At 64.0% G+C, this 14,632-nt stretch carries 11 protein-coding genes (1 of these 11 cut by a window edge); 3 read left to right on the top strand and 8 right to left on the bottom strand.

From position 1 onward, the window contains the following. Positions 1 to 89 precede the first annotated feature (89 nt). A complete protein-coding gene (locus tag GHK62_RS18245; protein WP_153440551.1) occupies positions 90 to 2,093 on the top strand; it encodes a hydantoinase/oxoprolinase N-terminal domain-containing protein in 2,004 nt (667 codons plus the stop codon). Between the two features lie 170 nt (positions 2,094 to 2,263). Then, positions 2,264 to 4,435 carry a malate synthase G gene (locus GHK62_RS18240; RefSeq protein WP_153440550.1) on the top strand — a complete coding sequence of 724 codons (2,172 nt, stop codon included), beginning with the start codon at positions 2,264 to 2,266 and terminating at the stop codon, positions 4,433 to 4,435. Positions 4,436 to 4,642: 207 nt separating this feature from the next. Here the strand turns inward: GHK62_RS18240 and GHK62_RS18235 are convergent, their stop codons facing one another. Next, positions 4,643 to 5,317, bottom strand: coding sequence for a L,D-transpeptidase (locus GHK62_RS18235; protein ID WP_153440549.1), 675 nt, complete (start codon positions 5,315 to 5,317; stop codon positions 4,643 to 4,645). Between the two features lie 251 nt (positions 5,318 to 5,568). Between GHK62_RS18235 and GHK62_RS18230 the strand changes: the two genes are divergently transcribed. Then, the gene (locus GHK62_RS18230; protein ID WP_153440548.1) at positions 5,569 to 6,096 is read left to right on the top strand and encodes an MmcB family DNA repair protein; all 528 of its coding nucleotides are present in this window, start codon (positions 5,569 to 5,571) and stop codon (positions 6,094 to 6,096) included. Between the two features lie 42 nt (positions 6,097 to 6,138). On the opposite strand, the gene GHK62_RS18225 is transcribed toward GHK62_RS18230, so the two are convergent. The 7 genes from GHK62_RS18225 to lhpI all read right to left on the bottom strand — a co-directional run. Further along, entirely contained in the window at positions 6,139 to 6,723 is a 585-nt protein-coding gene (locus tag GHK62_RS18225) for an ActR/PrrA/RegA family redox response regulator transcription factor (protein WP_153440547.1), read from the bottom strand. A 97-nt stretch (positions 6,724 to 6,820) separates the two neighbouring features. Beyond that, positions 6,821 to 8,119: an ActS/PrrB/RegB family redox-sensitive histidine kinase gene (locus GHK62_RS18220; protein WP_153440546.1), complete on the bottom strand. Its 1,299-nt coding sequence runs from the start codon at positions 8,117 to 8,119 to the stop codon at positions 6,821 to 6,823. A 99-nt stretch (positions 8,120 to 8,218) separates the two neighbouring features. Continuing rightward, positions 8,219 to 10,678 (bottom strand): ATP-dependent helicase HrpB, encoded by a 2,460-nt coding sequence (gene hrpB, locus GHK62_RS18215; protein WP_153440545.1) that lies wholly within the window; start codon positions 10,676 to 10,678, stop codon positions 8,219 to 8,221. Then, the gene (locus GHK62_RS18210) at positions 10,678 to 11,343 is read right to left on the bottom strand and encodes an ATP-binding cassette domain-containing protein (protein WP_153440544.1); all 666 of its coding nucleotides are present in this window, start codon (positions 11,341 to 11,343) and stop codon (positions 10,678 to 10,680) included. Before GHK62_RS18210 ends, hrpB begins: the two co-directional genes overlap by 1 nt. Beyond that, complete coding sequence (locus tag GHK62_RS18205) at positions 11,344 to 13,056, bottom strand: ABC transporter permease (RefSeq protein WP_153440543.1); 1,713 nt, start codon at positions 13,054 to 13,056, stop codon at positions 11,344 to 11,346. Continuing rightward, entirely contained in the window at positions 13,040 to 14,266 is a 1,227-nt protein-coding gene (locus GHK62_RS18200; protein ID WP_153440542.1) for an ABC transporter substrate-binding protein, read from the bottom strand. Before GHK62_RS18200 ends, GHK62_RS18205 begins: the two co-directional genes overlap by 17 nt. Positions 14,267 to 14,513: 247 nt before the next feature. Next, positions 14,514 to 14,632, bottom strand: the 3' portion of a protein-coding gene (lhpI, locus tag GHK62_RS18195) for a bifunctional Delta(1)-pyrroline-2-carboxylate/Delta(1)-piperideine-2-carboxylate reductase (protein WP_153440541.1). It continues 829 nt past the right edge of the window; the window shows 119 of its 948 coding nt (coding positions 830-948); the start codon falls outside the window, past its right edge; its stop codon occupies positions 14,514 to 14,516.

The raw sequence follows: 14,632 nt of genomic DNA, 5'->3' as shown, positions 1-14,632 counted from the left end.
GGTCTTTCCCGGAATTATGTCCTATCACCAGACGATCCTTCCACCTTCGGGACTCCTCCCGATCCTCAAAAACTGGACTGAGCAGAAAATTGACCTCGCATCTTCTTCTCGGCATCGACACCGGCGGAACCTATACCGACGCCGTTCTCTTCAGCGAAGCGGCGGGCGTCGTCGCCAAGGCCAAGGCGCTGACGACGCGCCATGATCTGGCGGTCGGCATCGCCGGAGCGGTGGAAGCCGTTCTCGAAAAGGCGAAGGTTCCTGTTTCGGCGATCAGCCTCGTTTCGCTCTCGACGACGCTCGCCACCAACGCACTGGTCGAGGGGCAGGGCGGCAGAGCGGGCCTGGTGATGATCGGCTTCGGTCCGGAGGATTTGAAGCGCGACGGCCTGCTTGAGGCATTGGGCTCCGATCCCGTGCTTTTCCTGCCCGGCGGGCACAATGTGCATGGCGGCGAGACGCCGCTCGACATGAGCGCGCTCGACGAGGCGCTGCCGACACTCGCAAACCAGGTATCGTCGTTCGCGATCGCCGGCTATTTCGCCGTGCGCAACCCGGCGCATGAAAAGCGCGTGCGCGAACGCATCCGCGAGGTTTCGCACCTGCCGGTAACATGCAGCCATGAGCTTTCGTCGAAGCTCGGCGGCCCGCGCCGCGCGCTGACGACACTTCTCAATGCCCGGCTGGTCTCGATGATCGATCGGCTGATCGGCTCCTGCGAGGATTTCCTCAAGGTCCGCGGCATTCACGTGCCGATGATGGTGGTGCGCGGCGATGGCGCATTGATCTCCGCAGCGGAAGCGCGGCTGAGACCGATCGAGACGATCCTTTCCGGGCCGGCTGCAAGCCTCGTCGGCGCCCGGCATCTGACCGGCCTCGAAAACGCGGTGGTCTCCGATATCGGCGGCACGACGACGGATGTTGCCGTGCTTGAGAAGGGCCGTCCGAGGCTCGACGCCGAAGGCGCCGTCGTCGGCGGCTTTCGCACCATGGTCGAGGCGGTCGCGATGCGCACCTATGGGCTCGGCGGCGATTCGGAAGTGCGCATCAACGATCGCGGCCTCAAGGCAAAGATCGATCTTGGTCCGCGCCGGTTCCTGCCGTTGAGCCTCGCGGCCGCTTTGCACGGCGACGCCGTGCTGTCCGTGCTCGAAAAGCAACTGCGCGCGACGCATGCGGGACGACACGACGGCCGCCTCGCCGTGCGGACCGGTCTGCCGGATCACCTCGCGAGCGGCCTTCAGCCGCAGGAACAGGCATTATACGCGCGGATCGGCCCGGTGCCGGTGGCGCTCGCGGACGTGCTCCTCAGCACGCCGCAGAAGGCGACGCTCGACCGCCTCGTGGCGCGAGGGCTGGTGCATATCTCAGGCATCACGCCGTCGGATGCGATGCATGTGCTCGGCAGGCAGGCGCAGTGGAATGCGGCGGCGGCCCGCCTCGGCCTGGAGATCGCCGCACGCATGAAGGATGGCTCCGGCCAGCCGATCGCCGCATCCGCCGAAGGACTGGCTGAGATGATCGTCGACCGGCTGACGCGGCAATCATCGGAAGTGATCCTGCAGGCCTGTCTCGGCGAGGATGGCGCCGGCACCATCGACCCCGCAACGTCACTCACCGTCGATCGTGCCCTGAAACGCGAACCCGGCATCGTCCGTTTTTCGCTCGGGCTTGATCGGCCTCTTGTCGGTCTCGGCGCTTCGGCGCCCGTTTATTACCCGGCTATCGCCGAGATGCTCGGTACGGATGCAGCGATACCGGCCGAGGCGGACGTGGCGAATGCCGTCGGAGCGGTGGTTGGGCAGGTCCGGGCCTCCGTCACCGTTTTCGTGACGACACCGGAAGAGGGTATCTTCATTGTCAACGGCGCCGGCGCGAGCGAACGCTTTCTCGATCAGGAGCAGGCTTTCGGCGTCGCCCGGCACCGCGCACAGTCCATGGCGCTCGAGACCGCCCGCGCGAATGGCGCCGAGGAACCGGCGGCGACGATGTGGGAAGAGATCGACGCGCCGGAGATCGAGGGCGGCCGCAAGTTGATCGAGGCGCGGTTCATCGCTTCGGCCAGCGGCCGGCCGCGTATCGCGCATCACTAATGCATGTCGATCTTTTCCGTTTTGGAAAGAATTCTTCACATCCTTGCGGAATTGACAGGCAAAGGATTGATGAGAGACTGTCCGCGCGCGTGAGCGGGTCAGCGCGCTTCCCCATCCGCGTCCCGCCCTACTTATCGGAATACCGAAACAGAGATTTCAGGAGTTGTCGCATGGACCGCGTTGAGAAGTTTGGGTTGAAGATCAATGCAGGTCTCCATGATTTCCTGGTTGAGGAGGCGATGCCGGGCACCGGCGTCGACCCCGAGCGGTTCTTTTCCGCTTTCGCTGATCTCGTCCACGATCTCGCGCCGAAGAATCGGGCGCTTCTTGCCAAGCGAGACGAGATGCAGGCGCAGCTCGATGCCTGGTATCGCGACAACGGCCCGCCCGTCGATCTCGACGTCTACGAGGCCTTTCTGAGGCAGATCGGCTACCTTCTGCCGGAAGGCCCAGCCTTCTCCGTCTCCACCGCGAATGTCGATCCCGAGATCGCGACGATCGCCGGCCCACAGCTCGTCGTGCCGGTGATGAACGCGCGTTATGCGCTGAACGCCGCCAATGCCCGCTGGGGCTCGCTCTATGACGCGCTCTATGGCACCGACGCAATTCCCGACGCCGACGGCGCGGAGCGGGGCAAGACCTACAATCCGAAGCGCGGCGCCAAGGTCATCGCCTGGGCCCGGGACTTTCTGGATGCAAGCGCGCCGCTCGCCAAGGGTCGCTGGAGCGATGTGGCAGGGTTGAGGGTCGAAGCTTCTGCGCTTGCGATCGCGCTTGCGGACGGCACCAAGACGGCGCTCGCGGATCCGTCCCGCTTCGCCGGTTATTCCGGTCCTGCCGAAGCGCCATCGGAAATCGTTCTGCGCCAAAACAATCTTCATATCGTCGTAGTCCTCGATGCGACGACGCCGATCGGCAAGGGTGATCCGGCTAACGTGTCGGACATCATCATCGAATCGGCGATCACGACGATCATGGACTGCGAGGATTCCGTCGCTGCTGTCGATGCCGAAGACAAGGTCGTCGTCTACCGCAACTGGCTGGGTCTGATGAAGGGCGACCTCGAGGAAGAGGTTTCCAAGGGCGGCAGGACATTCACCCGCAAGCTCAATGCCGATCGGGTTTACACGACGCCGAACGGAACGGCGCTGACGCTGCCCGGACGCTCGCTGATGCTGGTGCGCAATGTCGGCCACCTGATGACCAACCCGGCGATACTCGACCGCGACGACCGCGAGATCCCGGAAGGCATCATGGACGCGATGGTCACGGCCCTGATCGCGCTTCACGACATCGGATCCAACGGCCGCCGGGCGAATTCGCGCGCGGGTTCGATGTACGTCGTCAAGCCCAAGATGCATGGGCCGGAAGAGGTTGCCTTTGCCTGCGAGATTTTCGCACGCGTCGAGGCGGCGCTTGGAATGCCGGCAAACACCATGAAGATGGGCATCATGGACGAGGAGCGGCGCACCACTGTCAACCTGAAGGAATGCATCCGCGCCGCCCGCGAGCGCGTCGTCTTCATCAACACCGGCTTCCTCGACCGCACCGGCGATGAGATCCACACCTCGATGGAAGCCGGCCCGATGATTCGCAAGGGCGACATGAAGCAGGCGGCGTGGATCACGGCCTATGAGAACTGGAACGTCGACATCGGCCTCGAGTGCGGGCTTTCCGGCCACGCGCAGATCGGCAAGGGCATGTGGGCGATGCCGGACCTTATGGCGGCGATGCTCGAACAGAAGATTGCCCATCCGAGGGCGGGCGCGAACACCGCCTGGGTTCCGTCGCCGACGGCCGCGACCCTGCATGCGACGCACTATCACCGCATCAACGTCGCGGAAGTTCAGGAGGGCCTGAAGAACCGGCCGCGTGCCAAGCTCGGCGACATCCTCTCGGTGCCGGTGGCGGCGCGGCCGAACTGGACCGAGGCCGAAATCCAGCGAGAGCTCGACAACAATGCCCAAGGGATTCTCGGCTATGTCGTGCGCTGGGTCGACCAGGGCGTCGGCTGCTCCAAGGTGCCGGACATCAACAATATCGGCCTGATGGAAGATCGCGCGACGCTGCGCATTTCGGCGCAGCACATGGCGAATTGGCTGCATCACGGCATTGTCAGCGAGATGCAGATCGTCGAAACGATGAAGCGAATGGCGGCGGTCGTCGACCAGCAGAACGCGGAAGATCCGAACTATACGACGATGGCCGACCGCTTCGACGAATCGGTCGCCTTCCAGGCCGCATTGGACCTCGTCCTCAAGGGACGCGAACAGCCGAACGGCTACACCGAGCCGGTCCTGCATCGCCGTCGTCTGGAGTTGAAGGCGAAGCTGGGGGCATAAGCAGCCCCTCATCCCGCTGCCGCGACCTTCTCCCCGCAGGCGGGAGAAGGGACGATGCCGCACCGCCTCAGTCTCCTCTCTCCGCGTGCGGGGGAGGGCTATGGTGAGGGGCGAGCAACGGCGCCGCTGACACACTAAATTGGCTGGAAAATAAACAAGGCCGCCGGCATCGACCGACGGCTCTCTCATTATCAAAACCCGGCAGCGTTACTGCTGAACGACCACCCTTGCGCCCTTGCCCGGCCGGACACGCGAATAGAGATCGATGATGTCCTGGTTCATCAGGCGGATGCAGCCCGACGACGCGGCAGTGCCGATCGAGGCCCATTCCGGCGTGCCATGCAGGCGGAAGAGCGTGTCCTTGCCCTCGTCATTGAAAAGGTAGAGAGCTCGCGCGCCGAGTGGATTGCTGATGCCGGGGCCCATGCCGTCTTCGACATATTTGGCGACTTCCGGCTTACGCTCGGCCATTTCCTTCGGCGGATGCCAGGTCGGCCATTCCTGCTTCCAGGCGACATAGGCCTCGCCTTCCCAGGCGAACCCGGCCTTGCCGACGCCGATGCCGTAACGTACGGCCTTACCGCCCGGCAGGACATAGTAGAGGAAGCGATTCGGCGTGTTGACGATGATCGTGCCCGGTCGCTCCTTCGTCGCGTAGTCGACGATCTGGCGGTGGAAACGCTGGTCGACCCGGTTGATCGGAATAGCAGGCAGCGCGTAGCCGTGGTCCTCGACGGCGCCGTATGTGCCGGTAAAGATCTGATTCGTCGCGATTTTCTGACCCTCGGGAGCCGGGCCGGTCGTGGACGTCGTTTGCGAGCAGCCGGCGAGGGCAACAGTGGCGGCCAGGCTGCACAAGAGGATAGCGTTGCGGAAGCGCATGGGGGTCTCGTGAAAGGAAGTAAGGGAATACGGGAGGGAGGATGCCCGGCCGTCAGCGTCATCAGCTTATTTTCGATTGCATCGCGCCGCGCAAGGGACTGCGCCGCCGCAATTTGGCCGAAAAGTGTAAATTCCGTCACGATTGCTTTTTTGCAACAAAATGGCGAAGTGGAAGGTGTTGAAACGACGCAATTCCGGACGGAAACCGCTTCACGCCTCTGCTGGAATTGTTTTAGTCCGAGAGTGAACCGATGACGATTCTATCGATCCATGGAGACAATCCGCTCTCCGACGGACGTCAGTCCGAACGGGCGATGAAGGTGCGCCGCGGCGTTCAGCGGCTGCTTGCGGAATTTCGGCATTCCGTCCTGCCCGAACTGACGCTCGCAAGCGGCAGGCGCGCCGACCTCATTTCGCTTTCGGCAAAGGGCGAGATCTGGATCATCGAGATCAAGACGTCGATCGAGGATTTTCGCGTAGATCGCAAATGGCCCGAGTACCGGCTGCATTGCGACCGACTGTTTTTCGCGACCCACGCGGCCGTGCCGCTGGACATCTTTCCGGAAGAATGCGGCCTGCTGCTTTCCGACGGCTACGGGGCGCACATGCTGCGAGAGGCACCGGAACATCGCCTCGCGCCGGCAACGCGCAAGTCCGTCGTTCAATCATTCGCCCGGACAGCCGCCCAGCGACTGATGCTTGCTGAGTGGGCAGCGGAGCGAAACGGGGAACTCGGTGACTCGATTCGCGATATCGTGGCCGGCACGCGCGACGGTTAGGCAGCCGCGTGCGCCTTCACTTCAAAAACAGCTGATATCGGATTATTTCGGGGCGCGCTTCGCCAGAATGCGCTGCAGCGTTCTGCGGTGCATGTTGAGTCGGCGGGCGGTTTCCGAAACGTTGCGGTCGCACATCTCGTAGACGCGCTGGATGTGTTCCCAGCGGACCCGGTCCGCGGACATCGGATTTTCCGGCGGCTCCACCCTCTCGCCCTGGCGCTGGACGAGCGCGGCGAAGATGTCGTCGGCATCGGCCGGCTTTGCGAGGTAGTCGACGGCGCCGAGTTTGACCGCATTCACGGCGGTGGCGATGTTGCCGTAGCCGGTCAGCATGATCATTCGCGTGTCGTCCCGGCGCCCGCGGATCGCTTCGATCACGTCGAGGCCGCTGCCGTCGCCGAGCCGGAGATCAATGACGGCGTGCTTCGGCGGATTGCCCTTGGCCTTGGCGATGCCTTCGGCGACCGACTCGGCAATATCGACCGTGAAGCCCCGCGCTTCCATCGCCCGCGCAAGACGGCGCAGGAACGGACCGTCGTCATCGACGATCAGCAGCGTCCTGTCCGGGCCGATCAGGTCGGCATCCGAAGACTGTGCACTCGGCGCGGTTGTCGATTTTTCCGTCATTTCTTCCGATCCCTAGGCAAAACACGGCCCGAACAATGCCGTTTTCGCTGAAATTATGTGGGTTTTCTCGCTGTCGTCTTCAATAAACTGCCAAAAGTCATTTCGCCAGTTTCGTATCCATCAGCGCGCGCGGCCATTCGACGCTGACACGCGCACCCGGACTGCCGTTCTCGAAGCGCAGTCGAGCGCCCGAGCGCTCAAGCAAGGTCTTGGCAATGAAGAGGCCGAGACCCAGGCCGCCGGCGCTGTCGTCCTTCTGCCGTTTGGTGACATAAGGCTCGCCGATGCGCATGAGGATATCCGGCGAGAAACCATCGCCATCATCCTCGATCGTCACCCTGACGCGTTCGGCCGTATGCTCGGCCGTGACCGTCACCTTCTTGCGCGCGTAATCGACCGCGTTTTCGAGCAGATTGCCGAGCCCGTAGAGGATCCCGGCATTGCGGATGCCGACCGGTTCCGAAGCGCGATCGCCTTTTTCCTTGAGCTCGATCTCGATCCCGAATTCGCGATGCGGCGCCATCACCTCCTCGATCAGCGAGGAAAGCGGCAGGAGCCGCATATGCTCTTCGCTCTCGGACGAAAGCGTCGTGAGCCGCTTCAGGATATCGCGGCAGCGTTCGCTCTGGCTGCGCAAGAGGTGGACGTCCTCGCCGAAGCGGGGATCGTCGCCGAGCTCGCGCTCCATCTCCTTGGCGACGACGCTGATGGTGGCGAGTGGCGTTCCGAGTTCGTGCGCCGCGGCGGCGGCGAGGCCGTCGAGTTGCGACAGGTGTTTTTCGCGCTGAAGCACGAGCTCGGTTGCGGTTAGCGCTTCCGAAAGCTCGCTTGCCTCCAGCGAAACCCGGTAAGTGTAGAAAGCGGCAAACGCCGTCATCGAAACGATCGCGAACCAGATACCGGCCGTCAGCACCCGCGGGATCAGGAGAACGGTTCCGGGATACCAGGGCAGCGGGTAGGGCGAGAAGGCAAGTGCGGTAACCCCGATGACCGCAAAGCCCGCCAGCACGATGCTGTGCGGCTTCGGCTGCGAGGCTGAGGAGATGATGACCGGCACGCAAAGGAGCGGCGCGAAGGGATTGGCGAGGCCTCCGGTGATGAAGAGCAGTGCCGTCAACTGCGCGAGATCAAGGCCGAGCAGCGCGAAGGCAGCCGGCGGTGTCAGCCGGTGTGTCGGTGGAAATCGGATCGTCAGGAGGGTGTTCAGCAGCGCAAGGCTCGCGATCAGCGCCAGGCAGGGAACGAGCGGCAAGGGAAACTGCAGCCACACCGCGGTAATGATGACCGCAAGCGACTGGCCGCCCACGGCCAGCCAACGCAGACGAACGAGCGTCTGAAGCCTGAGGCTGCGGTTGCTGTTCATGTCATTGTAGTCGAGTGCCATCGCTGCTGCCATGCTGCCGCTTTCGTTCCACCGCTGCGTCCGCCGGATTTGGGAGTCGCAGCACCCCTATAATGCCCCAAACTCATCTGATCCGGGAATTATACAGTGGTTTCATGTACCACGCGGCTTGGCGCGTGTCGTCGGCATCGCGTTCGCCGGGTCCTCCGGCCAGGGATGCTTCGGATAGCGCCCGCGCATGTCGGCTCTCACGTCCCGCCACGATCCGGCCCAGAAGCCCGGCAGATCGCGGGTCGTCTGGATCGGGCGGTGGCCGGGCGATATGAGTTCCAGGAGCAGCGGCAGCCGCCCATTGCCGATCGTTGGATGCTCTTTCAGACCGAAAAGCTCCTGTACGCGGATCGAAAGCAGGGGCTCGTCGCCATCATAGTGGATCGAATGGCGGTGCCCGGTCGGCGCTTCGAAATGCGTCGGGGCGAGCTTACCGAGATCGCGCTGAAGATCGTAAGGAACGAGCGACAGCAGGCCTTCGGCGAGATCATGGGCCCTGATCCCGTCGATGCTGCCGGCGTCATGCTGAAACGGCACGAACCAGTCGTCGAGGCGCGACAGCAACGCTTCATCCGAGACGTCCGGCCAGGGTTCGCCGATCGACCTATGGAGAAAGCCGATGCGATCGCGCAATTGTGCCGTTTCCTTCGAGAAGGGCAGGACGGCAAGGCCCAACTGACGAACGCCGTCGGCGAGCGCGCGCGCCGCCGCTTCGCCGCTCGGGCGTGAAAGCGGCGTTTCCTCGAAGATGATGGCGCCGAGGCGGGTGACCCGGCGGGCGCGCACCTGGTGGCTCGCACGATCGAAGAAGATCTGCTCCTCCCGCCGGATTGCCTCCGGCATATGTGCCTCGACATCCGCCCTGGTGATTTCTGCTGCCGCGAGCACGCGCTGGGCGCCAGCCCGTCCGGTCAGATCGGCAATGACCAGCATTCCCGCTGCGGCAAGCCGCTCGGTTTCCGGTACTTCGGCGCCGCGTCCGTTCGCCATGACGAAGCGCCCGCGGCCGCCGCGCTGGAGCGCGATCCGGTCAGGAAAGGCGTGCATCAGCAATGGACCGGGCAGCGCGCTTTGGCCATTGCTCATCTGCGCCTTGAGGTCGGCCGCCATGCGCCTTGCCAGCCCCCGAGCGGCATCGGCGCGATCGCCGCGGTCCGCCCGGAACCGGCGCAGCCGCTCCTCGAGATCGAGGCTGCTGCCGCCGAGGCCTTGCTCGGTCAGCATCACCGCCAGCAGGCAGGCTTCCTGCGCCTCGCCCTCTTCCGCCGCCGAGACCGCCATTGCCGCCAGCCGGACCGGCAAAGCGAGATCGCGTATCCTGCGCCCGCGCGGTGTCAGCGCACCGTTGGCATCGAGCGCTCCAAGCTCGACGAGCAGGCTGCGCGCCTCACGCAACGTCGTCTCGGGCGGCGGATCGATGAAGGCGAGCGAGGATGGATCGGCAACGCCCCAGTGGGCGAGGTCGAGCAGAAGGCCGGAAAGATCGCTCGCGAGGATCTGCGGCGGCGTGAAGGCGACAAGCGCTGCGGTCTGGCCCGGGTGCCACAGGCGAATTGCAATCCCGGGCTCGGTTCGTCCGGCGCGCCCAGCGCGCTGATCGGCGGATGCCCGCGATACGCGCACCGTCTCCAACCGGGTGATCCCCGTCGAGGCTTCGAACACCGGCAGTCGCTGCAGACCGCTGTCGACGACGATCCTGACGCCGTCGATGGTGATCGAGGTCTCGGCGATCGACGTCGCCAGCACGATCTTGCGCGTGCCGGCGGGTGCCGGGCGGATGGCCGCATCCTGCTCCTTCTGGCTCAGATTGCCGTAGAGCGGCACGACCGCGGTTTTCTCATCAAAACGCCCGGCGAGACGCTCGGCGGTGCGGGTGATCTCCCCCTGGCCTGGAAGGAAGGCGAGGATCGAACCCGCTTCGGATCGGTGGGCGTCCACGATCGCCCGCGCAACCGCATTCTCGGCGCTCTCGCCAGCGTTCCTCTCCTCGTAGCGAATATCGATCGGAAAGCTGCGGCCCTGGCTTTCGATGACGGGAGCATCGCCAAGCAGCCTGGCGACCCGCCCGACGTCGAGCGTTGCCGACATGACGACGATCTTCAGGTCGTCGCGCAAAGCCGACTGCACATCGAGCGCCAGCGCCAGACCGAAATCGGCGTCGAGCGAGCGCTCGTGGAATTCATCGAAGAGCACGGCCGAAACGCCGGAAAGTTCGGGGTCGTCGAGGATCATCCGGCTGAAGACGCCCTCGGTCACCACCTCGATTCGCGTCCGCGCCGAGATTCTGTTGTCGAGCCGCATGCGGTAGCCGACGGTCTCACCGACCTTTTCTTCGAGCAGCTCGGCCATCCGTCCGGCGGCGGCACGGGCGGCGAGTCTGCGTGGCTCCAGGAGGATCACCTTGCCGCCGTTGAGCCAGGGCTGGTCCAGAAGAAAGAGCGGCACAAGCGTCGTCTTGCCGGCGCCGGGCGGCGCCGAGAGCACGACGGACGGCGCCTCTTTGAGCACCTCGCCCACACGGGGCAGAATGTCACGAACCGGCAGTGGCGGAAGATCGCGCATCAGGCCTCTGCCTCGCTGCCGATCTCGATCACTCTGCCGCCGGCCGCTTCCGCGTCCGCGCCGTCATGGGTGACGAGAATGATCGGCACGCCTGCCGCCTTCGCCTTCGAGAAGACCAGCGCGCGGGTCTGCTGCCTGAGTGCCGCGTCGAGTTTCGAAAAAGGTTCGTCGAGAAGGAGGTAACGCGGTGCCGAAACGAGCGTACGCTGCAGCGCCACGCGCGCCTTCTGGCCGCCGGAGAGCGTTTCCGGATCGCGATCGAAGAAGCCGGCGAGCCCGACCTGCTCCAATGCCCGCTCGGCGAGCTGTCGTCTCATCTTATGTCCTTTCACCGCCTGCGGCATCGCGAACAGGATATTGCCGCCGACGGAGAGATGCGGAAAAAGCAGGGGGTCCTGAAACAGGATGCCGGCGCGGCGCTTATTTGCCGGGACATCGGTCAGGTCTCTGTCACCGATCAGAATTCGGCCGCTGACACGGAAGGCCGGATCGACAAACCCGCCGGCAAAGGCGAGCAGTGTCGACTTGCCGGAGCCGGACGGGCCCATGACGGTCAGAACCTCGCCGGGCATCACCGTCGCCGATACGGACAGCAACGTTCGCTCCGCGAGCCGAATCGTCACATCCGCCAGCGTGAGCGGCATCGGGTCGTCAACTGCCTGCATTCACATCCTCATTGCGCGACGGTTGCGGAATAGCAACTGGGGCCCAAGCGACGCAACGACAAATGCGAGAAAGGGAAGAGCCGCCTGGACGAGCGCATAGACACCGATGACGCGCCGGTCGCCGCCGGCCGAAAGAGCAACCGCCTCGGTGGTGATCGTTGTCAGCCGTCCTGCTCCGATCAGCAGCGTCGGAAGGTAGAGGCTCACCGACACCGAAAACCCGACGGCAAAGGCGGTGAGGCAGGCTCGAAACAGAAGCGGCAGCCGGACCGTCACGAGCACCCGCAGGGGCGGTTTCCCGAGCCCGGCCGCTACCTGTTCGAAACGTGGATCGAGTTCGCGCCAGGGTGCCGACAGCGAGAGGAGGACATAGGGCAGGACGAACAGCAAATGGACCGCCAGCACGCTTGGGAAAGCGGGTGTGAAGCCGATCGAGACCGCCAGGACCTGCAGGCCGAAGACAAAACTGATCTCGGGTACGATGAGCGGCAGGTAAAGAAGCTTGTAGCTTGCACCGTTGCCGCCCTGGCCGTCTCGATGAAGCAATGAAATCGCGATAAGCAATGCCAGCGCCGAGGCGGAAAGGGCGAGGGCGACAGTCGTGAGCAGCGGCTCAGAGATCTGTGGCAACGTGCGCAGCCAGATCTTGGCGGTTATCATTCCGGGCAGTGCTTTTGGAAACGGCCAGAGACCGGCGACGGACCAAATGAAGAGGGCGCCCAGTCCCGAAAATATGATGGCGGCGCAGCCCGCCATGGCCAATCCCGATGTTGCCCGGGGCAGCATGTCTTTCCGCAGTCGCGTACCCGCGAACGTCAGGAAGGTTAGCGCGAGCTTTCCGAGCCGTTCGAGCGCGAGCCAGATTCCGATCGCCGCAAAGACGACGAAGAGTTGCAACAATGCGCCGGCGGAGGCAAGAAATCGCATCCTGAGGTCGTGATCGGCCGCCCAATGAGCAATGCGCACAGGCAGCGTCGCCGGCAGCTGCGGACCAAGGATCATCGCGATATCGACAACGGAGACGGAATAGACAAGCACAGCAAAGACAGGCAGTCGGATCTGTCTGTAGAGCGTCGGCCAGAGGCTGATCAGAAAGCCGGACAAACGTCCGTAGCCAAGTGCCGCCATCAGCTGCCTTGCCCTGCGCAGCGGAAGTTGTGGCAAGCCAGCGAGCGTCACCAGGAAGAGGAAGGGCACTTCCTTTGTGACAAGCCCCGCGATCATCGAGAGCGCGAGGGGGTCGTTCGGCAGAAGCCAGTCCGGCGGCCGCGTGAAGCCGGTCAGCTCCGGCGAGACCAGTCGGAGAAGCAGCCCGGAAGGCGCGATGAGGAAGGCGAGAGCAAAGGCCGCGGCGGCGTGTGGAACGGCAAGCAGCGGCGAAACGAGATGATGGATGCGGGCAAAAATCGGCGTGCCGGCAAAGCCTGCAGTGAAGGTTCCGACGATTGCGAGCGCCGCAAAGGTGGTGATCAGGCCCGCCGCCAGGGCGATAAGGACGGAACGAAGGATGTGGGGCTGGCCAGCAAGCTCGGCGAGATACACCGTCGTCGGGCGAAAGCCGCCGAGAGCAGGCAGGTAGCCGAATGCCGGCAGGATCGTTCCCGCGACCCCCGCCAGCACCGGGAGTCCAAGGATGATGACAAGAAGGCCGTTGCCGGCGGTCACGTACGTGACCCCTCGGTCTTGATCCAGCCGCCTAGTTCGCTGCCCCATATCGCCGGGTCCATTCCGCCTCAATTCGCGTCATCCAGTCCGGATGCGGCTCGCCGAGCGCAGGTCCAAGTTGGTCGGGGCCGAGCGTCGCGGCGCCGAGATCGAGTGCCCTGAAGGCTTGCCGCTCGGCGGCCGGAAGCTTTGCCAGCGACAGGACGGTCGGGTCGCCCCAGATTTTCGGGTCCTGCTTGCGCAGCTGGGCCTCGGGTGAGAGCAGGAAATTGGCGAAGAGCAGCGCGCCCGCTTTCGCCGAGGCGTTGTAGGGGATCGCGACGAAATGCGTGTTGCCGAGCGTGCCGCCCGAAAAGACGAAGGATCGCACGCTGTCCGGCAGTTCTCCATTGGCAATCGCCGCCGACGCTTCCGCCGGATTGAAGGCGAAAATGATGTCGAGCTCGCCGTCGGCGAACTTCTGTTTCATGTCAGGGTAGTTCTGCGGATAGGCCTTGCCCTTGCGCCAGAGCAGCGGCGTGAGCTTGTCGAGATAGGCAAAGAGCGGAGCGGCATCCCCGGCAAAGGTCGCCTCGTCAACGGGCTTTTGCAGCTTGGCCTTGTCGTCGATCAGCTCGGTCAGCACCTGCTTGAGGAACGACGAGCCGGTGAAGTCCGGTGGCTGCGGATAGGAGAAACGGCCGGGATTGGCCTTGGCCCACTCGAGCAGTTCAGCGGCCGAATCGGGCAGTTCGCCGCTCGGGGTGCGCGCCGAATCGTAGAAGAAAACGAGCTTGGCGCTGCCCCAGGGGCTTTCCAGTCCCTCGGTCGCTATCGTGAAATCGGTGAGAACCGTCGCTTTGCTCTCATGATCGACATAGGCCCAATTCGGCAGTTTCGTCGCCCAATCGGGAGAAAAAAGCAGGCCCTCGCGTTTCATCGCCGCGAAGTTTTCGCCGTTGATCCAGACGAGATCGACAGCGCCGCCATGGTCCTTTCCAGCGGCCTTTTCCGCGACGACGGTCGCGACCGCCTTTGCGGTGTCGTCGAGTTTCACATGGACGACGGAGACGCCGTAGCGCGCTTTCATTTCGTCGCCGGCCCATTTGATATAGGCGTTGATGTTTTCTGCGCCGCCCCAGGCATTGAAATAGACGGTCTGGCCCTTGGCCTCCGCGACGACCGAATTCCAGTCGCTGACGTCGATCGCGGACGCTTCGCTGGCGAGACCGAGCGCCAGGGTTGCGGCCGTGATGAACTGTCTTGCCCGCCCGATCATGAGCCGCTCCGTCTCGCTTCTGCATGTTTCCTTAAATCGTAGCCGATTTAGGGATAAAAACATGCAGGAATTCAAAGTGCTGCAGCGTCCGTTGCGCGTCTGATAAGACGCGCGGCGCTGTAGGTGTCGGGCGAAGGTAAGCCGCATGCCGTCCGCGTCAATGCGCGCCAGCGGGCGGCGCTCTCACGATTCGGTGAAACCGGTCGCCGGATGCCGGATGCGGAAAGGCCTGGCCGCCTTGCGTCGATCAGGCCATGTCACGCTGCGCTTCGAAGGCAAGCACCGCGCCTGCCAGATCTTCCAATGCGGCGCCGACCGACTTGAACAGCGTGATTTCCTCGGCCTTCGTGCGGCCGGGATGTGCGC

Origin of the sequence: Sinorhizobium terangae, from assembly GCF_009601505.1 — a bacterium.
Lineage (GTDB): Bacteria > Pseudomonadota > Alphaproteobacteria > Rhizobiales > Rhizobiaceae > Sinorhizobium > Sinorhizobium terangae.
This window is presented reverse-complemented; position numbering and strand designations above follow the sequence as displayed.